This window comes from Trinickia dinghuensis, assembly GCF_003367175.1.
Lineage (GTDB): Bacteria > Pseudomonadota > Gammaproteobacteria > Burkholderiales > Burkholderiaceae > Trinickia > Trinickia dinghuensis.
In genome coordinates this window covers 363,430-383,664 of record NZ_QRGA01000007.1, presented here as the reverse complement: position 1 = coordinate 383,664, position 20,235 = coordinate 363,430, and the positions used below count along the sequence as shown (strand labels likewise).

Here is a 20,235-nt window from a genome sequence, read left to right as displayed (position 1 = left end):
CGTGCTCCTAACTATGACTCATGACCTGCATGAACAGCGTGATTCGCATGACCGGCGTGATAGTCGGTGCCGGTTAGCGCGCGCGCACGAGGCCGCGCGTCAGCACGTTCTGCGGCAAGCCCGGAACGGGCGAGCGAAACGTGAACAAGCCGCCCGCCAGCGTTTCGCGTTCGCGCTTGGCTTCGCTCAATCCTTTCTGTGCCGTCGTGACATAGGCGGTACGCAGGTCGTCGCCGCCGAACACGAGCTTCGTGATGTTCGAGCAGGGGAACGCGACGGTGTCGATCTGCTTGCCGTCCGGCGAGTAGCGTTCGATGCATCCGCCGGTGTAAAGCGCGACCCAGACGCAGCCTTCGGCATCGACGGCCATCCCGTCGGGGTACGCCGAGCCTTGCACTTTGACGAAGACGCGCTTGTTCGACAGCGCGCCGTGTTCGCCGACGTCGGAGGCGTAGATCGTCTGCCCGCGCGTGTCGGTGTGGTACAGCGTGCGCCGGTCGGGGCTCATCGCCGGGCCGTTTGCAATGTCGTAGCCGTCGTCGCGCAGTGCCACTTTGCCGTCGTCGCCGACGCGATAGAGGGCGCCGGTCGGCTCGGTTTCGCCGTCGTCCATCGTGCCGAACCACAGATAGCCCTGTGGGTCGGCAAAGCCATCGTTCAGGCGATTGCCGGCGCGATCGTGCTCGACGTCCACGAGTTTGTCGAAGCTTCCGGTGCGTGCATCGAACCGATACAGCCCCTTGCGCAGCCCGCAAATGAACGTTTCGTCGGAGGCTGGGACGATGAAGCCGGGCTCGCTCGGCGCGGGCCAGGTCATCGTCTCGCGCGTTTCGGTTTCATAGCGGTGGATGTGCTTGCGCTTGATGTCGACGAAATAGACGGCTTTATCGGCTTTGCTCCATACGGGCCCTTCACCGAGTTCGGTACCTAGAGGCCAAATGCATTCGGGTGAAATCATGAGGATGCTCCATACCATCCCGCATCGACGAAGTACTCGCGTCCCGAGCAGCGCGAGCCGTCGTCCGATGCGAGAAACAAGACCATGCGCGCGACGTGCTCAGGCTCGACCCGCTCGGGCAGACATTGATCGGCGATAAGCTTCGCTTCGCTTTCGGGCGATTGCCACAGCTTCATCTGCCTCGGCGTGCGCACGGCGCCCGGGACGATCGCGTTGACGCGGATGCCGAAGACGCCGAGTTCGCGGGCGAGCCCGCGCGTGAGCCCTTCGATGCCGGCTTTAGCCGTCATATAGATGGAAAGGTTCGGCAGCGCGGTGTGCCACGAGATCGAGCCGAGGTTCAGAATTACCCCTTTGCCCGCACTCTTCATGCCGGAAGCTGCGTATTGCGCGCAGAAAAATTGGTGCCGCAAGTTCACGGCGATGCGCTCGTCCCAGTAGGCCGGGGTGATCGAGCCGAAGGGATGGCGATCGTCGTTGGCCGCATTGTTGACGAGGACGTCGATCATGCCCGCTTCGGCGCAGATCGCCGTAAATACGCGCTCGATCGCCGCGATATCGCGCAAGTCGCACTGGTGGAAGACGGGCCGGTGCTTGCACTCGCTAAGCCGCTCGGCCAGCGCTTTCGAATCGGTCTCGGCAATATCGAGGAAAAAGACGCGCGCGCCCTGCGTGGCGAACGCTTCGACGATCGCGGCGCCGATGCCGCTCCCGCCGCCCGTGATGACGACGGTCTGGTCGACCAAGCTCGGATAAATGGCGTACGACATTGCAAAATTCCACGTTTGAAGAAAATGCCGCCCACCTGCGGGGCGGTTCTCGGTGCTTCGTGCTGCACCGCAGCGAGCCGGGCTTGCGTTTTATGACGCAGAATCAGCGCCGACTCAACGTCGGCTCAACGCCGATTCAGGGCCGCTTTTGTGTCGATTAGCGTCGATTAGCGCCGATTCGTGCGCGACACCACGTCGATCCAAACGGCAACGACTAGGATCGCGCCTTTTGCGATCATCTGCCAGTAGGCATCGACGTCGAGCATCGACATGCCGTTGTCGAGGCTGGCCATCACGAGCGCGCCGATCAGCGCGCCGTAGACCGTGCCCGATCCGCCGCGCATCGAGGTGCCGCCGATGAAGCAGGCCGCGATCGCGTCGAGTTCGCCCATGTTCCCCGCAGACGGCGAGCCGGCCGCGAGCCGCGCCGTATTGACGATGCCGGCGAACGCGCACATGAGGCCCATCAGCGCGAAGATCGCGAGCTTGACGCGGTTCGTGTCGACGCCCGAGAGCCGCGTGGCTTCGAGGTTCGACCCGACCGAGTAGATGCGGCGCCCGAACACGGTCTGCGTCGCCACCCACGTGAAGATGCCGAGCATGAGCAGCACGAGCAATACCGGGACGGGGATGCCGCCGTAGTCGTCGAGCGTGGCGACGAACGCGAAGATGACGGCGCCCGCCCCGACGATCTTCGTGGCGTCTTGCCAAAGCGGCGGCACGGGAAGTTCGTAGCGGCGGCGGTTGCTCCGGGCGCGCACCGTGACGAAGGCGAGCACGGCGAACAGCAGCAGCGCGAGCGCGTTGCCCGCGAGACGCGGCAGATAGCCTTGGCCGAGGAAGACAAAGCGATCCGATACCGGCGCGATCGTCGAGCCGCCCGTAATGCCGAGCAGGATGCCGCGATAGGCGAGCATGCCGCCGAGGCCGACGATGAACGACGGCACGCGCCGGTAGGTCGAGAGCCAGCCGTTGACGAGGCCCGCTACGACGCCGAGCGCCAGCACCACGGGAATCGTCGCTTCGATCGGCCAGTTGCGATTCGCGTCGAGGATCGCGGCGACGCCGCCGAGCAGCCCCAGCAGCGAGCCGACCGACAAGTCGATTTCGCCGGCGATGATGACGAACACCATGCCGCAGGCGAGCATCCCGCTGATCGCCATCTGCCGCAACAGATTCGACAAGTTGCGCGGCGTGGCGAACGCGCCGTGCGTGAGGACGCCGAAGAACAGCCAAATCAGCGCCACGGCGATCAGCAGCGCGAGGATCTTGTAGCGCGCGAACCATTGGCGGATGCGGTCGGCGCCGGCCGGGGAGGCGGCGGTTGCCGGGCGGGCGGAGGAAAGGTCCGGTGTCATGCGGGTGCGGTCTCGTTGGGATGGGCCACGGCCGCGGCCCGGCGAGCGGGCTCGATGGCGGCCGTGAGAATGGCCTCTTGCGTGAGGCCGTCGTTGGCGAAGTTGCCGCGCAGTTCGCCCTCGCCCATGACGAGGACGCGATCGGAGAGACCGAGGACTTCGGGCAGCTCCGACGAGACAACGATGATCGCCATGCCTTGTTTGGCGAGCGCGAAGATGAGCTTGTAGATCTCGAACTTCGCGCCGACGTCGACGCCGCGCGTGGGCTCGTCGAGGATCAGGACTTTCGGCTCGGTCAACAGCACGCGCGTGAGCACGGCCTTTTGCTGATTGCCGCCCGATAGATTGGCGATTGGCAGGAACGGATGGGCCGCGCGCACCGAGAGCTGCTTCATCGACTTGTGAATCGTGTCGAGTTCCGCGGCGGCATCGATTGCGCCGTGCTTGACGAAGCGCCGCAGCACCGCGAGCGTGATGTTGTGGCCGACACCGAGGTCGGGCACGATGCCGTGTGCCTTGCGGTCCTCCGGCACCATGCCGATGCCGGCGCGGATGGCGTCGCCGGGCGAGCGCACGGCGATGGGCCGGCCGTCGACGGCAACCGACGCGCGGCACGTGCCGGGGTAGGCGCCGAAGACGGCCTGCATGAGTTCGGTCCGTCCCGAACCGACGAGCCCGGCCACGCCGAGAATCTCGCCGCGGCGGATGTGGAACGAGAGATCGTCGACGCGCTTGCGGCGCGGGTTCGTCACGTCGAAGCAGGTGACGTTGCGTGCCTCCAGCACGATCTCGCCGATCTCGTGCGGCTCGCGCGGAAACAGGTTCGTGATCTCGCGGCCGACCATCAGCGCGACGATGCGCGACGGCGGCATCGCGGCGAGCGAGGCAGTCTCGACGTGCCGGCCGTCGCGGATCACGGTGACCGTATCGCAGACGGCCTCGACTTCTTCGAGCTTGTGCGAGATGTAGATGCAGGCGACGCCGCGCCGTTTGAGATCGCGCACGATGTCGAGCAGGATGCGCGTTTCGGCCGCGGTCAACGACGACGACGGCTCGTCGAGAATCAAGAGCCGCGCCTGCTTGTTCAATGCCTTGGCGATTTCGATCAACTGCCGATGCCCGCCGCCGAAATTCATGACCGGCTGCGCGACGTTGATGCCTTCGATGCCCAGTTCGCGCAGCAGCGCGTCGGCGCGCTGATGCATCGCCGCGTAGTTCATGCGTCCGCCGGGCAGCGTGATCTCGTTGCCGAGAAAAATGTTTTCGGCCACCGACAACTCGGGCACGAGCATCAATTCCTGGTGGATGATGACGATGCCCGCGCGCTCGGTATCGCGTACGCTCGACGCGTGGAGCGGCGCGCCGTCCCAGCGAATTTCGCCGTCCCAGGTGCCGTGCGGATAAACGGCCGAGACGATCTTCATCAGCGTCGATTTGCCGGCGCCGTTCTCGCCGCATAGGCCGAGGCACTCCCCGGGGCGGACCGACAGATCGATGCCGTCGAGCGCCTTGACGCCCGAGAACGTTTTGACGATGCCGTGAAGCGACAGCAAGGGTTCGTTTTGCGCCATGCGTCTCGTTCCTTGTTCGGTGCGTCTTCTCGAGCGCGCGGCGGCCCCATCGGGGATGGGCGCCGCGCGCGCTTGCGAAGCGTTCGCGCGTTCGGTCCTTATTGGCTCGAGATCTGCGCTTGCGTGTAGAAGCCGTCCTTGACCACGACGTCGACGTTCTTCTTGGTCAGCACGATCGGCTGCAGCAGGACCGTGTCGACCTTCTTCTTGCCGTTGTCGTATTGCGCGTTGTAGGCGGGCTTGCGGCCTTGCGCGAGATCGACGGCGAGCTGGGCCGCGTTGGTCGCGATGAGCTTGATCGGCTTGTAGACGGTCATCGTCTGCGTGCCCGCGATCACGCGCTTCACGGCGGCGAGATCGGCGTCCTGGCCCGAGACGGGCACCTTGCCGGCAAGCTTTTGCGCGGCCAGCGCTTGAATCGCGCCGCCGGCCGTGCCGTCGTTCGAGGCAACGATCGCGTCGATCTTGTTGTTGTTGGCCGTCAGCGCATCCTCGACGATGCGCAGCGCCGTCGATGCGTTCCATTCGGGCACCCACTGCTGGCCGACGATCTTGATGTCGCCGCGGTCGATCGCGGGCTTGAGGACCTTGAGCTGGCCTTCGCGCAGCATCTTGGCGTTGTTGTCCGTCGGCGAGCCGCCGAGCAGGAAGTAGTTGCCCTTCGGCTGCGCGTCGTAGACGCCCTTGGCCTGCAGTTCGCCGACCTTCTCGTTGTCGAACGAGATATAAGCGTCGACGTCGGCATCGAGAATCAGGCGGTCGTAGGAGATGACTTTGATGCCGGCCTTCTTCGCTTCGGCGACGACATTGCCGAGCGTCTTCGAGTTGAACGGCACGATGACGATCACGTCCACGCCGCGCGAGATCAAGTTTTCGATCTGCGAGATCTGACGCTCTTCGCTGGCGTCGGCCGATTGCACCGAGACCGTCGCGCCTAGCTTCTGCGCCGCGGCGACGAAGTAGTCGCGATCGCGCGCCCAGCGCTCGACGCGCAAGTCGTCGATGCAAAAGCCGATGACGGGGTGTGCCTTGCTGGCATGCGCGAGCGGTGCCGCGAGCGAGATGCCGGCGAGAACCGCGCCCGCGATGAACGAGCCTAAAATGGAACGACGCTTTGCAGATGCCATGTCTCCACTCCTGTCTTATATATTGGGATGTCGCCTGTTGTGCCGCTTAGACCGGCGCCTGAGCGCGGCGACTCGCACGCAAGCAAAGCGGTGTTTCTTGCGAGGACGCCGGATGCGAAGGTCGGGCGGCGGGTCTCGAAGTGCGGCCATGGTGCAGCGGCGCCGCATCGGCCACAATTGCGAAATTGCGCAGCGCGATTAACGTTTCTTGCCGGAGCGCATCGAAGTGCACGGCGGCCGTGCCATTCGCGCCTAAAATCGCGGAACGCGACGAATGCCGTCGATGCCGGCGCCGCAAGCGCGCGTACGACCAACGACGAAGAAGCAACGAAGAAGCAACGAAGAAGCGACATCGAAAGAACGACGATCGACGAGCAACGATCAATGGGAGACGACACCATGCGCGAAGCCCTATCGGGAGTGGGCGAGCGAGCCGGCGAGGGGCCGCTTTGAAGACGAGTGCGAGCGCCCCCGCGCCGCAAAAGGCGCATCGCATCGCGCTGCTGTTCAACGCGAACAAGGTCTACGACCGCGAGATCATCGCGGGCGTGGGGCAGTATTTGCTCTCGACGCGTGTGAGCTGGAATCTGTTTCTCGAAGAGGATTTCCGCTGCCGCCTCGGCGGCATCGAGCGCTTCGACGGCGACGGCATCATCGCCGACTTCGACGATCCGGCCGTCAGCGAAGCGCTGGCCGACTGCCGTTTGCCGGTGGTGGCCGTGGGCTCGTCGTTCGAGGAGTCGTCCCACTATCCGGACAATGTGCCGTACATCGCGACCGACAACGTCAAGCTCGTCTCGCTCGCCTATACGCATTTGATCGGCGCGGGACTGCGGCATTTCGCGCTGTTCAGCTTGCCGCTCTCGAACGAGCATCGCTGGGCGCGTCAGCGCGAGCTTGCCTTTTCGCGCCTGCGGGAAGCGGACGGACGCACCCACGAGCAAATCGACGCTGAGATCTATCGCGGGCTATCGACGAGCGCGCCGACCTGGAATCAAGCGATCGAGCAATTGACACAGTGGCTCGATGCGCTGCCCAAGCCGGTCGGCATCATCGCGGTCACCGACGCGCGGGCGCGGCAACTGCTGCAGGCCTGCTTGATCGCCGGCATCCCGGTGCCCGAGGATGTCGCGATCATCGGCATCGACAACGATCCGCTCACGCGCACGCTGACGCGCATTCCGCTCTCGTCGGTCATTCAAGGCACGGAGGAGATGGGGCGAACGGCCGCGCACATGCTCCATCAAATGCTGCACGGAGCGCGCTTTCCGGGGCGCAGGATTCTCGTGCCGCCCGTCGGCATCAACGTGCTCGATTCGACGAAGCATCAGCCGCTGGCCAGTCCTTACGTCGCGCGGGCGCGCCATTTCATTCGGCAGTATGCGTGTCAGGGAATCCGGACGGAGCAAGTCGCCGATTACGTCGGCGTCTCGCGCTCGTCGCTCGAGGAGCACTTCCGGCGCGAACTCGGCTGCACCGTGCATCAAGAGATACTTCGGCAAAAGCTCGATCAGGCAAAGGCGCTGCTCGTCAAACGCGATCTATCGAGCGCCGACGTGGCCGTCCGCTGCGGCTTCAAGTCGGTCCAATATTTGCACGCGGTATTTCGCCGCGAACTCGGCTGCACGCCGCGCGAGTATCAGGCTCGCGAAAGCGCGCGAGAAGCGGTATAAACCCAGCGGTTAAAGCAGCTTCTAAGGTTTGACGGCTTCTCCCAATATTTGAGCACTTTCACGACGACATGATCAGCACTGCTAAGTTATCGCACGAACCTTGGGGCGCGCTGCCCGACGGACGAACCGTTCATCAATACACGCTGCGCAACGCGCATGGCATGCGCGTGTCCGTGAGCGAGCTCGGCGCGACGCTCGTTTCCTGGCACGCGCCCGATCGCGCGGGGCGGCTCGGCGATATTCTGCTCGGGCACGACACGCCGGCCGATTACTGGGAAGCGAAGACCTACATGGGGGCGCTCGTCGGCCGCTGGGCGAATCGCATCGCCGGCGGGCGCTTCACGCTCGACGGCGTCGCCTATCAGGCCGATCGCAACGAGGGCGACAATTCGCTGCACGGCGGCAGAGCCGGTTTCAATCGCGCGATCTGGCAGGCGCGTGAAGAGGGCGGCACGCTCGTGCTGACGCTCGATTCGAAAGACGGCGATGCGGGCTTTCCGGGCAACGTGCATGCCGAGGTGCGCTATGCGCTCGACGACGACGGCGAACTGACGATCGACTATCGCGCGAGCACGGATGCGCCGACGCCGCTCAATCTGACGAGTCACGGCTATTTCAATCTGTCGGGCCAGAGCGGCACCGACATCAAGGGCCATGTCCTCTCGATCGATGCCGATGCGTTCTTCGAAGTCGATCCGACGTTGATCCCGATCCGTGAATCGGCCGTCGCCGGCAATGCATTCGATTTTCGCGAGCCGGCTCCGATCGGCGCGCGGCTCGAGTGGCCGCACGAGCAGCTTTCGCTTGCTCGCGGCTTCGATCATTGCTACGTGTTGCGCGAGACGAACGCGGCCGCCCGGAGCAGCGGCGAGCGGCCCGTATGCGAGGTCGCGCGGCTCTACGATCCGGCGAGCGGACGGTTCATGACCGTGTCGACCGATCAGCGCGGCCTGCAGTTTTATACCGGCAACTACCTCGACGGCGTGCGTGGGCGGCAAGGGACGACCTACGCGCGCCACGCGGGGCTGTGCCTCGAAGCGGGCGGGTTTCCGAACCAGATCAACATGGCCGATCGCGAGGACGTGATCTCGCGTCCCGAGAAACCCTATCGCCAAGTGACGAAGTACCGCGTCGGCGTGCGGGATTAAGCGGGCGCCGCTACGACACGGGTTCGTACCGGCAGACCTCGTGATCGGCCCGGATGCCGGGATGCTCGCGCGTGACGCGCCACAGCGGCGAGGCGCCGATGCTGTCGTGCTGCCCGTAATGGCCGCGCGCGAGTGCTTCGCGATGGGCGTCGGCGCTGGTCCAGCGTGCGAAGTTCAGCACGGAGGCCTCGTCGTGCGTCGCGAAGAAATTCGCCGAGATCAGGCCGTCGGGCGGCTCGGCGTCGCCGTTGAGCGCCAGCAGGACTTTGTCGATCCAGCTGGTCTGTATGATCGCGTTCGGTTTTTCGAGCGGCTGGCGCACGAGCACGAGACACTCGCCCGGCCCGCTGCGTCCCGAGGTCCAAGCGCCCCCGGGCACGGCCACGTCGATCCAGGCGGGCGAGGCGTCCGCGCGCACCGGCTCGATGGCGTGGGCAATGGCATCGACGACGGTGCGCTCGGCCGCCTCGAAGCGGACCACGCGCCAAGCCGCGACGAACAGCAGCGCGTCGGCATCGACGTCGCGGTAGACATCGGCGAGGGTGCCCGTCGGGACGGCGTGGGCATGTTCGATCAGCGAGGGCAGCGCGCGCTCGAGCGCGGCGGGCGAGGCGAACGTAACGCGGCCCGCGGCGAGCAGGCGAATATCGTGGTCAGCGGGGTTGAAGCGATTCGACATGGGCGACATGAGCTTTCCTCCTCCATTGCTGCTACGTTACCGCGTCTTGGCCATGCCTGCCGTACGCATCCACGCTCAATTTGAGCGTCCCTCATTTGACAACCCCGGGACGCTCGCGTAAATTTCGCGCACGCGTCGGGAGAGAGCGTCGGCGGTAAGGTTTTCAGCCTACCGGCCGCGCCGCCGAAGGGGCACACCCAGAAACTCTCAGGCAAAAGGACCGACCGCGTCGAAAGGCCTACAACCCGGCTTTTCGCACTCTGGAGAGTGGTGGTAGTTCGTAGCGGCGCGCCAGGCAAGACCGGCTGCGTGCGCGAGCAAGCCGCCCACCGAAGGGGCGCGCGCATCGATCGGTGGAAACGATATTCGTTCCCCGTCGGCGCAATCTCTCAGGTACCGAGGACAGAGGGGTCATGCATCGCATTCGCAACAGGCAAAGGAAGTAGCGCCTCGCGGGTGTCGGCCGGCATGGCCCTTTTTTGTTTTCGCGAAACCTTTGCGCGCTTAAGGCTCCCATGACCGAACTGAAACTGACTCCCCTGAACGCCGCTCACCGTGCCCTCAATGCGCGCATGGTCGATTTCGGCGGCTGGGACATGCCTGTCAACTACGGCTCGCAAATCGACGAACACCATGCCGTGCGCACCGACGCGGGCATGTTCGACGTGTCGCACATGTGCGCCGTCGATTTTGCCGGTGCGCAGGCCCGCGCCTTCTTCCAATACGCGATCGCCAACAACGCCGGCAAGCTGCAGACGCCGGGCCGTGCCCTGTATTCGTGCATGCTGAACGAGGACGGCGGCGTCATCGACGATCTCATCGTCTACTTTTTCTCCGACGATTTCTTTCGCGTCGTCGTCAACGCCGGCACGGCCGAGAAGGACATCGCCTGGTTCAACCGGTTGAATGCCGAGCGCGGCTTCGGCCTCGCCATCACGCCGCGGCGCGACCTGGCCATCGTTGCCGCGCAGGGTCCGAACGCGCGTGCGAAGGTCTGGCAAGTGCTGCCCGAGGCGCGCGAGGCCACCGAGGGGCTCAAGCCGTTCAACGCCGCGCGCGCGACCGTCGCGCCTTACGGTGAGCTGACGATTGCGCGCACCGGCTACACGGGTGAGGACGGCTTCGAAATCATCGTGCCGGCCGCCCAAGTCGCCGCGTTCTGGAATGCGCTTGCCGCCGCCGGCGTGCGCCCGTGCGGGCTCGGCGCGCGCGATACGCTGCGCCTCGAAGCGGGCATGAACTTGTACGGCCAGGACATGGACGAACACGTGTCGCCGCTCGACGCCGGCCTCGCCTGGACGGTCGATCTGGCCGTCGCGCGCGATTTCGTGGGCCGCGCCGCGCTCGAGCGCGACGGCTCGCGCCAGGATTTCGTCGGCCTGATCCTGCAAAAGGAAAACGGCAAGGCAGGCGGCGTGCTGCGCGCGCATCAGAAGGTCGTGACGCCCCACGGCGAGGGCGAAATCACGAGCGGCACGTTCTCGCCGACGATGCAAGAATCGATCGCGTTCGCGCGCGTGCCGAAAGGCGTGCGCGCAGGCGACGTCGTGCAGGTGCTCATTCGCGACAAGGCACTGCCCGCAAGCGTGGTAAAACTGCCGTTCGTGCGGGGCGGCAAGGTGCTCGTCGCCTAACCTGACGCCAACGGGCGGCCCTCGCGCGCGAGACGTCGAACCTTACGCTTTCAATTCAACGCATTTCCTATTTCACCAGGAGCAACACATGAGCAACGTCCCGGCCGATCTGAAATACACCGAAGAACATGAGTGGGTCAGAACCGAAGCCGACGGCACGGTGTCGGTGGGCATCACCGACCACGCGCAAGAGACGCTCGGCGATATCGTCTTCCTCGAGCTGCCCGCCGTCGGCAAGACGATCGCGGCCGGCGATTCGATCGGCGTCGTCGAATCGGTGAAGGCGGCTTCCGATATTTACTCGCCCGTCTCGGGCGAAGTCGTCGCGATCAACGAAGAACTCGTCGATACGCCCGACGCCGTCAATCAGGACGCCTACGCGAGCTGGCTGTTCAAGGTGAAGCTCGCGGACACCGCCTCGGTCGACAAGCTGCTCGACGCCGCCGGCTACGAAAAGCTCATCGGCTGATCCTTCCCTCTCGTTTTTTGCCGCGCGGCGCGTTTCGCACGCTTTTGCTCGTTGAACGGAACTCGCCGCGCACACAAGCCGCCCTACTATGAAGCTCGAACACCCGGATCGTCTGATGAACCGCTCCCCTCTCTCGCTCGCCGCGCTCGAAGTGCATGACGCCTTTGCCGAGCGGCACATCGGCCCGGACGGCACCGACCAGCACAAGATGCTCGAGGTGCTCGGCTTCGAGTCGCGCGCCGCGCTGATCGACGCGGTGATCCCGCGCGCGATCCGCCGCACCGATCCGCTGCCGCTCGGCTCGTTTGCCGAGCCCCGCAGCGAGGCCGAGGCGATCGCGTGCCTGCGCGAGTTGGCGGATAAAAACGAGGTGTTCCGCTCCTATATCGGGCAGGGCTACTACAACACGCACACGCCGGCCGTCATTTTGCGCAACGTGTTGGAAAATCCGGCCTGGTACACGGCCTACACGCCGTACCAGCCCGAAATCTCGCAAGGCCGGCTCGAGGCGCTGCTGAACTTCCAGCAGATGATCGGCGATTTGACCGGGCTCGAGATCTCGAACGCATCGCTGCTCGACGAAGCGACCGCCGCGGCCGAAGCGATGACGCTGCTGCAGCGCGCCGGCAAGTCGAAGTCGAACGTCTTCTACGTGGCCGACGACGTGCTGCCGCAGACGATCGAAGTCGTGCGCACGCGTGCCGAGCCGATCGGCATCGACGTGCAGGTCGGTCCGGCCGATGCCGCCGCCGGCGCCAACGCGTTCGGCGTGCTGCTCCAATACCCGGGCGCGGGCGGCGACGTGCGCGACTACCGCGCGCTGACCGAAGCCGTGCATGCGGCCGGCGGCCATGTGGTCGTCGCGGCCGATCTGCTCGCGCTCACGCTGCTCACGCCCCCGGGCGAGTGGGGCGCCGACGTCGCCGTCGGCACCTCGCAGCGCTTCGGCGTGCCGGTCGGCTTCGGCGGCCCGCACGCGGCCTACATGGCCGTGCGCGACGAATTCAAGCGCCAGATGCCGGGCCGGCTCGTCGGCGTGACCGTCGACGCGCAAGGCAAGAGCGCATTGCGCCTCGCGCTGCAAACGCGCGAGCAGCATATCCGCCGCGAGAAGGCCACCTCGAACGTCTGCACGGCGCAGGCGCTGCTCGCGATCATGGCGAGCATGTACGCCGTCTATCACGGGCCGCACGGCTTGAAGACGATCGCCCAGCGCGTGCACCGCGTCGCCGCGCTGCTCGGCGCCGGCGTGAAGCAGCTCGGCTATACGCTCGTCAACGAGACGTTCTTCGATACGCTGACGATCGAAACGGGCTCGCGCACGGCCGCCGTCCATGAGGCCGCCAAGCGCCTGCGCGTCAATCTGCGCCGCGTGAGCGACACGCGCGTCGGCATCTCCGTCGACGAAACCACGAAGCGCGCCGATCTGGCCGATTTGCTGTCGCTGTTCGCGAGCGCGGCCGGCGCGATCGACGTGCCGCATGTCGATACGCTCGACACGGCGCTCACGCGTGGGCAGGAGCAGGGCCAAGGCGGCGACATGGCCGCCGTGCCCGCGGCGCTCGTGCGGACCAGCGCTTATCTCACGCACCACGTTTTCAATCGCCACCACTCCGAGACGGAGATGCTGCGCTACCTGCGCGGCCTCGCCGACAAGGATCTCGCGCTCGACCGCTCGATGATTCCGCTCGGCTCGTGCACGATGAAGCTGAACGCGACCTCGGAGATGCTGCCGGTCACGTGGCCCGAGTTCTCGCAGATTCACCCGTTCGCGCCGGCCGAGCAGACGGTCGGCTATCGCGAGATGATCGACCAGCTCGAGCAGATGCTCGTCGCGGCCACCGGCTACGCGGCCGTTTCGCTGCAGCCGAACGCCGGCTCGCAGGGCGAGTACGCCGGCCTGCTCATCATTCACGCTTATCACGCGTCGCGCGGCGAAGGCCATCGCGACGTTTGCCTGATCCCGGCCTCGGCGCACGGCACGAATCCCGCTTCGGCGCACATGGCCGGCATGAAGGTCGTCGTCGTGGCGTGCGACGATCAAGGCAACGTCGACATCGCCGATTTGAAGGCGAAGGCGGCCGAGCACGCGGCCAAGCTGGCCGCGATCATGATCACGTACCCGTCGACGCACGGCGTGTTCGAGCAGAACGTGCGCGAAATCTGCGAGATCGTGCATGCGCACGGCGGCCAGGTGTACGTCGACGGCGCCAACATGAACGCGATGGTCGGGCTTACGGCGCCGGGACAGTTCGGCGGCGACGTCTCGCACCTGAATCTGCACAAGACGTTCTGCATTCCGCACGGCGGCGGTGGCCCCGGCGTCGGCCCCGTGGCGGTCGGCCCGCATCTTGCCCAGTTTTTGCCGAATCAGACGTCGTCGGGCTATCGCCGTGCCGAGAGCGGCATCGGCGCCGTCTCGGCCGCGCCGTACGGCTCGGCCTCGATCCTGCCGATTTCGTGGATGTACGTCGCGATGATGGGCGCGAAGAATCTGACGGCGGCCACCGAGGTGGCGATCCTGAACGCGAACTACGTCGCCAAGCGTCTGGCGCCGCACTTTCCGGTGCTCTACGCGGGCCCCGGCGGGCTCGTCGCGCACGAGTGCATTCTCGATCTGCGCCCGATCAAGGACGCGAGCGGGATTACCGTCGACGACGTCGCCAAGCGCCTGGCCGACTACGGCTTCCACGCGCCGACGATGAGCTTCCCGGTGCCGGGCACGCTGATGGTCGAGCCGACCGAATCGGAATCGAAAGAGGAACTCGATCGTTTCATCGAGGCGATGATCGCGATTCGCGACGAGATCCGGGCCGTCGAGGAAGGCCGCGCCGATCGCGAGGACAACCCGCTCAAGCACGCGCCGCATACGGCGGCGGTCGTGACGGCGAACGAGTGGCCGCATGCGTACTCGCGCGAGGCGGCCGCGTATCCGCTGCCCTCGCTCGTCGTACGCAAGTACTGGCCCCCTGTCGGCCGGGCCGACAACGCCTATGGCGACCGCAATCTGTTCTGCTCCTGCGTGCCGATCTCGGATTACGCTTGAGCAAGGGATGCGCGTGGCAGGCGTAGCCGCGCGCGCTCGCGTCATCGTCATTCACCGCTAATACGGGCTACCATCTCAGGCCGGGATGAAGCCAACGAAGGAGCGATCGATGGGGCGAGAGATGGCGTGCTTGCAACAGGTGCGACGACGCGTAGCGATGAACTCGCGGTTGGGCGAATGGGCGGGCCTCGCGGCCTGGCTGATCGCCTGCGCGGGCTTGCTCGCGCAGGCGAGCGAGGCGCGCGCGGCGATGAATTTCTGCGCGGCGCCTGCCATGCAGACGAGCGAGCGCACGAGTTCCGCGCCGGCCGTGCAGGCGCTCGTCAAGCGCGTGGCGGCGCGGCTGAACGATCAGCCGAAGCCGCTCGCCCATCTGCATACCGAAGGCACGCTGCCGCACGAAGGCATCTACGACCAGAGCGTCGAGGCCGAACAGGATCTCGAGCTGATGCGTGACGCGGCACTCGTCTGGCGCGCGACGGGCGACGAGCGCTACCTGAAGCTCGTCGACCGTTTCCTGCTGGCTTGGGCCACGACTTATCAGCCGAGCTTCGATCCGATCGACGAGACCCACCTCGATTCGATGATCCTCGCCTACGACCTGACCGCGAGCGCGTTGCCCGTGAAGACGCGCAACGCGACGGCCGCGTTCATCGCGAAGCTGGCAAACGGCTACGTCGCGCGCGTGGACGCGCAGCCGCGGCCCTTGACCGGCACCTATCGCAACAACTGGGAGAGCCATCGCGTCAAACTGATTGCGATGGCCGCCTTCACGCTCGACGATCGAAAGCTCATCAACGCGGCGCAGCGGCTGTTCGTCGAGCAGATCGGAACGAACGTCGCGCCGGACGGCGCAACGGTCGATTTCTCCGAGCGCGATGCGCTGCATTACGTGACCTACGACTTGCAGCCGCTCGTCGTGGCGGCGCTGTCGGCCCGACGGCACAATCGTAATTGGCTCACGCAGCGTGCCCCGAACGGCGCGACGCTCGCTCGCGCGCTCGACTGGCTCGCGCCCTATGCGCTTGGCGATAAGACGCACGAGGAATTCGTCCATTCGAGCGTCGCTTTCGATGCGAAGCGGCGCGAGGCCGGCCTGCCGGGTTACTCGGGCCAGTGGGACCCGAAAAGCTCGGCCGAATTGTTTCATCTTGCCGCGCGGCTGTCGGGCCGCTACGCGAGCGTGGCGCAGCGTTTGGCGTCGATGCCGCCTTCCTGGCTTTCGGTCTGTTTGCCGCTGCCGGCGAGATAGCGCAACGACGCGCGTTTGCGCGGAGACTCATCAACCCGAGGCGGCCGCACCGCCCCGATCAGCATTTGGAGCAGCAATGGCAGTCAGCGTTTTCGACCTCTTCAAAATCGGCATCGGTCCCTCGAGTTCGCATACGGTCGGGCCGATGCGCGCGGCTCTGCTGTTCGTGCAGGGCCTCGAGCGCGACGGCTTGCTGACGCAGACAGCGTCGGTCAAGGTCGAGCTCTACGGCTCGCTCGGGGCGACGGGCAAAGGGCACGGCACCGACCGCGGCGTCATGCTGGGCCTGATGGGCGACGCACCCGATACCGTCGATCCGTCGACGATCGCCGCGCGGCTCGAAACGGTCGCCAAATCGCGCCGGCTCGTGCTCGGCGGTACGCATGAGATCGGCTTCTCGCCGAAGGAGCAGATCGCCTTCTATCGCCAGGCGCTGCCCGAGCATCCGAACGGCTTGAAGCTGCGGGCGCATGACGCGGGCGGCGCGGTGCTGAGGGAGGCGACTTACCTGTCGGTCGGCGGCGGCTTCGTCGTGACGGCCGGCGCGCCCAATACGAAGGTGCTGCAGGCGGCCGATCAACGCGCGCACCCGTTCAGCACCGGCAACGAACTGCTCGAGATGTGCGCGCAGACGGGCAAATCCATCGCGCAATTGATGTGGGACAACGAGCGCGTCTGGCATACCGAGGAAGAAACGCGCGCCGGCTTGCTGAAGATCTGGGACGTGATGCAGTCGTGCGTGGCGCGCGGCTGCGGCATCGGCAATCCCGATGCGGACGGCAATCTGCCCGGGCCGTTCCAGGTCAAGCGCCGCGCGCCGCAGCTCTATCGCGCGCTGTCGGGCAACCCCGAACAGGCGTTGCGCGATCCGCTGTCGATGGTCGATTGGATCAACCTCTATGCCATCGCCGTCAATGAAGAGAACGCCGCGGGCGGGCGCGTCGTCACGGCGCCGACGAACGGCGCGGCCGGCATCGTGCCCGCCGTGCTTCACTATTACACGCGTTTCGTGCCCGGCGCGAACGAGCAGGGCATCATCGATTACCTGATGACGGCCGCCGCGATCGGCATCCTCTACAAGCTGAACGCATCGATTTCGGGCGCCGAAGTGGGCTGCCAGGGCGAAGTCGGCGTGGCCTGTTCGATGGCGGCCGGCGCGTTGGCCGCGGTGCTGGGCGGCACGCCGAAGCAAGTCGAGAACGCCGCCGAGATCGGGATGGAGCACAACCTCGGGCTCACCTGCGATCCGGTTGGCGGCATGGTGCAGATCCCCTGCATCGAGCGCAACGCGATGGCGTCCGTCAAGGCCGTCAATGCCGCGCGCATGGCGCTGCGCGGCGACGGCAGCCATTACGTGTCGCTCGATTCCGTCATCAAGACGATGCGCGAGACGGGCGCCGATATGAAGACGAAGTACAAGGAAACGTCGCGCGGCGGGCTGGCCGTGAACATCGTCGAGTGCTGACGGCGGTGCCTGACGGCTAGGCCGGCCCGGGTGAGCCGGCCGGGATAGGCCGACTGAGTAGCGATGCGGCGAATTTCCCGCCGTGACAGTCTGCGCGCCGCAGGCGTAAGCTGTCGGCGCCGTCTCTCGCGATTCGCCTTTCAGTCGTTCCTCTTCGAACAAATAGCCAGCCAGGAGGTTGTAGCATGACGTCGAATGTCGCCGATACCGCCCACGTGACCGGAGCCCGCCTGCTCGTCGACGCGCTCGTCACGCACGGCGTCGACCGTGTTTTCAGCGTGCCGGGCGAGAGCTTTCTCGCCGTGCTCGACGCGCTTCACGACGAAACCGAGCGCATTCGTACGATCGTCTGCCGGCACGAGGCCGGCGCGGCCAACATGGCCGAGGCGACGGGCAAGCTCACGGGCCGCCCCGGCGTCGCGATCGTCACGCGCGGGCCGGGTGCGACGCATGCGTCGATCGGCGTGCACACGGCATTTCAAGACTCGACGCCGATGATTCTGCTCATCGGCCAATGCGCGCGCGACCATCTCGATCGGGAAGCGTTTCAAGAGATCGACTACCGGCGCATGTTCGGCCAGATGGCGAAATGGGTCGCGCAAATCGACGACGCCCGCCGCATCCCCGAATACCTGAGCCATGCGTTCCATACGGCTTGCTCGGGCCGGCCGGGCCCGGTCGTCCTGGCGCTGCCCGAGGACATGCTCACCGATACGTTCCCGCGCGTGCCGGGGGCGCCGCGATTCCAACGCGTGGCGGCGTCTCCCTCGGCCGCGCAGATCGACCAATTGCGCGAGTTGCTCGAGCGCGCGCAGCGGCCCATGGTGATCGCGGGCGGCAGCGGCTGGAGCGTGCAAGCGTGCGCCGATCTGCGCCGCTTCGTCGAGGCCTGGCAACTGCCGATAGGCTGCGCGTTCCGCTACCAAGACACGATCGACAACGATCATCCGAATTACGCGGGCGACGTCGGCCTTGGCATCAATCCCGCGCTGGCGCAGCGCGTGCGCGAAGCGGATCTGCTGCTCGTCGTCGGGCCGCGCCTGGGCGAAGCGACGACGGGCGGCTATACGCTGCTCGACATTCCGAAAACTCGGCAAACGCTCGTGCACGTGCATCAAGGGGCGGAGGAACTGGGCCGTGTCTATGCGGCCGATCTGCCGATCGTTTCGGGCATGCCCGAAATCGCCGCGGCGCTCGCGGCGCTCCAGCCGCGGCAGACGCCGGCCTGGGCCGGCAGCGCGGAGCAGGCGCATCGCGCGTATTCGGACTGGAGCGCGGCGCGCCCGATGCTCGGCGACGTTCAACTCGGCGAAATCATGAAGCAACTGCGCGCGCGGCTGCCTGACGATGCAATCGTGACGAACGGCGCGGGCAACTACGCGATCTGGCTGCATCGGCATTTCGCCTATCGGCAATGGCGGACCCAGCTTGCACCGACCAGCGGCGCGATGGGTTACGGCGTGCCGGCCGCCATCGCGGCAAAGTCGATTTACCCGGAGCGGACGGTCGTTGCGTTCGCCGGCGACGGGTGCTTCATGATGTCGTCGCAAGAACTCGCCACCGCCGTGCAGTACGGCTTGAACGTGGTGTTCATCGTCGTCAACAACGCGCACTACGGCACGATCCGCATGCATCAGGAGCGGAACTACCCCGGGCGCACCCACGGCACTGGACTGACGAATCCGGACTTTGCGGCTTTCGCGCGCTCGTTCGGCGCGCATGGGGAGACGGTCGAGCACACGGCCGATTTTCTGCCGGCGTTCGACCGATGCGTCGCAAGCGGCCGGCCCGCGCTGATTGAAATTCGCGTGCCGCAGGAGGTCAGTACGCCGTCCGCCACGCTCGACGATATCGCCGAGCAAGGGCGGCGCGCGCGCGCCGCGGCGGCGAAGTAAGCGGCCGTCGCACCGGTTTTCGGGGCAGCGCGGCAAGGTCAGTGGCCCCGGAACAGCTCGCGTTGATTGTCGGACAAATCGAATGACGCCGCCGGCGGGCGCGGGGTGGCCGGCGTCCGCAACGGTTCGGTCAAGAAACGTGGCAGCGTGAAGAAAATGTTGGGCGCTCGCGTGATGGTGATGTGAGACGGGTGCCGCCGACGCTTCGGGCCGGCATGACGAACGGTGCGGCCGTGCGCATGCATGTGCTTGGCGGCCGCTGGCGGCTTCGGGGTGGCAATCGCCTTCGTCTCCGCGGGGACGTTTGCATTTGTCGCCTCGCCGGCGCTCGCCGCCGAACCCGACGGCTCCGTGTCGGCACTCGTGCGAGGCTGCGTGGATGCGGAGATATCCGGCGCGGTTGGTGCGGAGGGCTTCGACTCCGTCCGGCTTGGCGCGGTTACGGCGGGCGGCTGCGACTCCGTCCGGCTGGGCGCGGTTACGGTGGGCGGCTTCGATTCCGTCTGGCCTAGCGCGGCTACGGCGGGCGGCTTCGATTCCATCTGGCCTGGCGCGGCCGCGTTGGCGGGCTTCGATTCGATCTGATCTGGCGCCGCGGCGGTGGATGTCGATTCGATCTGGCTTGCCGCCGGGCGAGCACGCCGGCGAATGGGATGTTCCGCGCCGGCGGACGGGGGCTTCGCTGCTGCCTCCGGCCCGGCGGACGCCGCGGGGTGCCGCTCGCGCAAGGCCCGTCGCGATGGCGGTGCCCGGTGCAATCGGGCCGCATCGGCCTCGTCGTCCGCGTTCGCGCTCGCAAGTTGCTCGGTCAGCAGCGCAACGAGATTGGCTGACGACGACGCGAGCGCGGCGGCCGCGTCACTTGCCGGGGCAGACAGCCGGTGCATGCGGTCGACGTCCGGCCGGTTCCAAGCGTCGTCCGCTTGTAGTGCGTCGATCGCCATATAGACGCCGAACGCGCCGACGATCGCGAAGAGCAGCAGGCCCGCGCCAAAGCCCAGGCCCCAACGGCGCGCACCGTTGGCGTCGGCCGGCGTCCAGTGCCTCGGCAAGGCATCGCTCAGGTGTAGAAAGATCGTTCGAGGCCGCATGATGTCCCATCGACAGCGCGCCGGATGCTGCGCGATCGGGCCAACGCGCCTATGCTGGGCACTATGTGGTGTCGCGCGCACGCCGGCAATCGGCGGCGG

The 20,235-nt window shown here is 66.2% G+C and carries 15 protein-coding genes and 2 riboswitches; of the genes, 8 read left to right on the top strand and 7 right to left on the bottom strand.

Features of this window, described 5'->3' with window-relative positions; all coding sequences use genetic code 11:
- Nucleotides 1–73: 73 nt before the first annotated feature.
- The 5 genes from DWV00_RS14190 to xylF all read right to left on the bottom strand — a co-directional run bounded on the left by DWV00_RS14190 (nt 74) and on the right by xylF (nt 5,784).
- Nucleotides 74–958: an SMP-30/gluconolactonase/LRE family protein gene (locus DWV00_RS14190; protein ID WP_115534206.1), complete on the bottom strand. Its 885-nt coding sequence runs from the start codon at nt 956–958 to the stop codon at nt 74–76.
- Nucleotides 955–1,728 (bottom strand): D-xylose 1-dehydrogenase, encoded by a 774-nt coding sequence (xylB, locus tag DWV00_RS14185; RefSeq protein ID WP_115534205.1) that lies wholly within the window; start codon nt 1,726–1,728, stop codon nt 955–957. Before xylB ends, DWV00_RS14190 begins: the two co-directional genes overlap by 4 nt.
- 167 nt (nt 1,729–1,895) lie before the next feature.
- Entirely contained in the window at nt 1,896–3,086 is a 1,191-nt protein-coding gene (locus DWV00_RS14180) for a sugar ABC transporter permease (RefSeq protein ID WP_115534204.1), read from the bottom strand.
- On the bottom strand, nt 3,083–4,657 hold the full coding sequence (gene xylG / locus DWV00_RS14175) for a D-xylose ABC transporter ATP-binding protein (protein WP_115534203.1): 1,575 nt from the start codon (nt 4,655–4,657) through the stop codon (nt 3,083–3,085). Before xylG ends, DWV00_RS14180 begins: the two co-directional genes overlap by 4 nt.
- A gap of 98 nt (nt 4,658–4,755) precedes the next feature.
- A complete protein-coding gene (gene xylF / locus DWV00_RS14170) occupies nt 4,756–5,784 on the bottom strand; it encodes a D-xylose ABC transporter substrate-binding protein (RefSeq protein ID WP_115534202.1) in 1,029 nt (342 codons plus the stop codon).
- A 449-nt stretch (nt 5,785–6,233) separates the two neighbouring features.
- On the opposite strand from xylF, the gene DWV00_RS14160 reads away from it, so the two are divergent.
- Together DWV00_RS14160 and DWV00_RS14155 are read left to right on the top strand one after the other, a co-directional pair.
- Nucleotides 6,234–7,457, top strand: a complete 1,224-nt coding sequence (locus DWV00_RS14160) for a XylR family transcriptional regulator (RefSeq protein WP_115534200.1) — start codon at nt 6,234–6,236, stop codon at nt 7,455–7,457.
- 68 nt (nt 7,458–7,525) lie between these two features.
- Nucleotides 7,526–8,605 (top strand): aldose epimerase family protein, encoded by a 1,080-nt coding sequence (locus DWV00_RS14155; RefSeq protein ID WP_115534199.1) that lies wholly within the window; start codon nt 7,526–7,528, stop codon nt 8,603–8,605.
- 10 nt (nt 8,606–8,615) lie between these two features.
- Here DWV00_RS14155 and DWV00_RS14150 read toward each other — a convergent pair whose 3' ends face one another.
- Nucleotides 8,616–9,293: a hypothetical protein gene (locus DWV00_RS14150; protein WP_115534198.1), complete on the bottom strand. Its 678-nt coding sequence runs from the start codon at nt 9,291–9,293 to the stop codon at nt 8,616–8,618.
- Between the two features lie 117 nt (nt 9,294–9,410).
- Nucleotides 9,411–9,518: riboswitch (glycine riboswitch) on the top strand.
- A gap of 16 nt (nt 9,519–9,534) precedes the next feature.
- Nucleotides 9,535–9,700, top strand: a riboswitch (glycine riboswitch).
- A gap of 99 nt (nt 9,701–9,799) precedes the next feature.
- On the opposite strand from DWV00_RS14150, the gene gcvT reads away from it, so the two are divergent.
- The 6 genes from gcvT to DWV00_RS14120 all read left to right on the top strand — a co-directional run bounded on the left by gcvT (nt 9,800) and on the right by DWV00_RS14120 (nt 19,045).
- Entirely contained in the window at nt 9,800–10,918 is a 1,119-nt protein-coding gene (gene gcvT, locus DWV00_RS14145; protein ID WP_115534197.1) for a glycine cleavage system aminomethyltransferase GcvT, read from the top strand.
- 88 nt (nt 10,919–11,006) lie between these two features.
- Complete coding sequence (gene gcvH, locus DWV00_RS14140) at nt 11,007–11,387, top strand: glycine cleavage system protein GcvH (protein WP_115534196.1); 381 nt, start codon at nt 11,007–11,009, stop codon at nt 11,385–11,387.
- Between the two features lie 88 nt (nt 11,388–11,475).
- Nucleotides 11,476–14,433, top strand: coding sequence for an aminomethyl-transferring glycine dehydrogenase (gene gcvP, locus DWV00_RS14135; protein WP_115534195.1), 2,958 nt, complete (start codon nt 11,476–11,478; stop codon nt 14,431–14,433).
- Nucleotides 14,434–14,590: 157 nt separating this feature from the next.
- A complete protein-coding gene (locus DWV00_RS14130; protein ID WP_425452768.1) occupies nt 14,591–15,685 on the top strand; it encodes an alginate lyase family protein in 1,095 nt (364 codons plus the stop codon).
- Between the two features lie 76 nt (nt 15,686–15,761).
- Nucleotides 15,762–17,150, top strand: coding sequence for an L-serine ammonia-lyase (locus DWV00_RS14125; RefSeq protein ID WP_115534193.1), 1,389 nt, complete (start codon nt 15,762–15,764; stop codon nt 17,148–17,150).
- Nucleotides 17,151–17,335: 185 nt separating this feature from the next.
- Nucleotides 17,336–19,045: a thiamine pyrophosphate-binding protein gene (locus DWV00_RS14120; protein ID WP_115534192.1), complete on the top strand. Its 1,710-nt coding sequence runs from the start codon at nt 17,336–17,338 to the stop codon at nt 19,043–19,045.
- 38 nt (nt 19,046–19,083) lie between these two features.
- Here DWV00_RS14120 and DWV00_RS34035 read toward each other — a convergent pair whose 3' ends face one another.
- A complete protein-coding gene (locus tag DWV00_RS34035) occupies nt 19,084–20,136 on the bottom strand; it encodes a hypothetical protein (protein ID WP_181885453.1) in 1,053 nt (350 codons plus the stop codon).
- Nucleotides 20,137–20,235: the final 99 nt, after the last annotated feature.

What these genes read in the sequence shown, in the direction of transcription:
- DWV00_RS14190 (WP_115534206.1), bottom strand. Translation starts at nt 958, where the DNA reads ATGATTTCACCCGAATGCATTTGGCCTCTAGGTACCGAACTCGGTGAA.
- xylB (WP_115534205.1), bottom strand. Translation starts at nt 1,728, where the DNA reads ATGTCGTACGCCATTTATCCGAGCTTGGTCGACCAGACCGTCGTCATC.
- DWV00_RS14180 (WP_115534204.1), bottom strand. Translation starts at nt 3,086, where the DNA reads ATGACACCGGACCTTTCCTCCGCCCGCCCGGCAACCGCCGCCTCCCCG.
- xylG (WP_115534203.1), bottom strand. Translation starts at nt 4,657, where the DNA reads ATGGCGCAAAACGAACCCTTGCTGTCGCTTCACGGCATCGTCAAAACG.
- xylF (WP_115534202.1), bottom strand. Translation starts at nt 5,784, where the DNA reads ATGGCATCTGCAAAGCGTCGTTCCATTTTAGGCTCGTTCATCGCGGGC.
- DWV00_RS14155 (WP_115534199.1), top strand. Translation starts at nt 7,526, where the DNA reads ATGATCAGCACTGCTAAGTTATCGCACGAACCTTGGGGCGCGCTGCCC.
- DWV00_RS14150 (WP_115534198.1), bottom strand. Translation starts at nt 9,293, where the DNA reads ATGTCGCCCATGTCGAATCGCTTCAACCCCGCTGACCACGATATTCGC.
- gcvT (WP_115534197.1), top strand. Translation starts at nt 9,800, where the DNA reads ATGACCGAACTGAAACTGACTCCCCTGAACGCCGCTCACCGTGCCCTC.
- gcvH (WP_115534196.1), top strand. Translation starts at nt 11,007, where the DNA reads ATGAGCAACGTCCCGGCCGATCTGAAATACACCGAAGAACATGAGTGG.
- gcvP (WP_115534195.1), top strand. Translation starts at nt 11,476, where the DNA reads ATGAAGCTCGAACACCCGGATCGTCTGATGAACCGCTCCCCTCTCTCG.
- DWV00_RS14130 (WP_425452768.1), top strand. Translation starts at nt 14,591, where the DNA reads ATGAACTCGCGGTTGGGCGAATGGGCGGGCCTCGCGGCCTGGCTGATC.
- DWV00_RS14125 (WP_115534193.1), top strand. Translation starts at nt 15,762, where the DNA reads ATGGCAGTCAGCGTTTTCGACCTCTTCAAAATCGGCATCGGTCCCTCG.
- DWV00_RS14120 (WP_115534192.1), top strand. Translation starts at nt 17,336, where the DNA reads ATGACGTCGAATGTCGCCGATACCGCCCACGTGACCGGAGCCCGCCTG.
- DWV00_RS34035 (WP_181885453.1), bottom strand. Translation starts at nt 20,136, where the DNA reads ATGCGGCCTCGAACGATCTTTCTACACCTGAGCGATGCCTTGCCGAGG.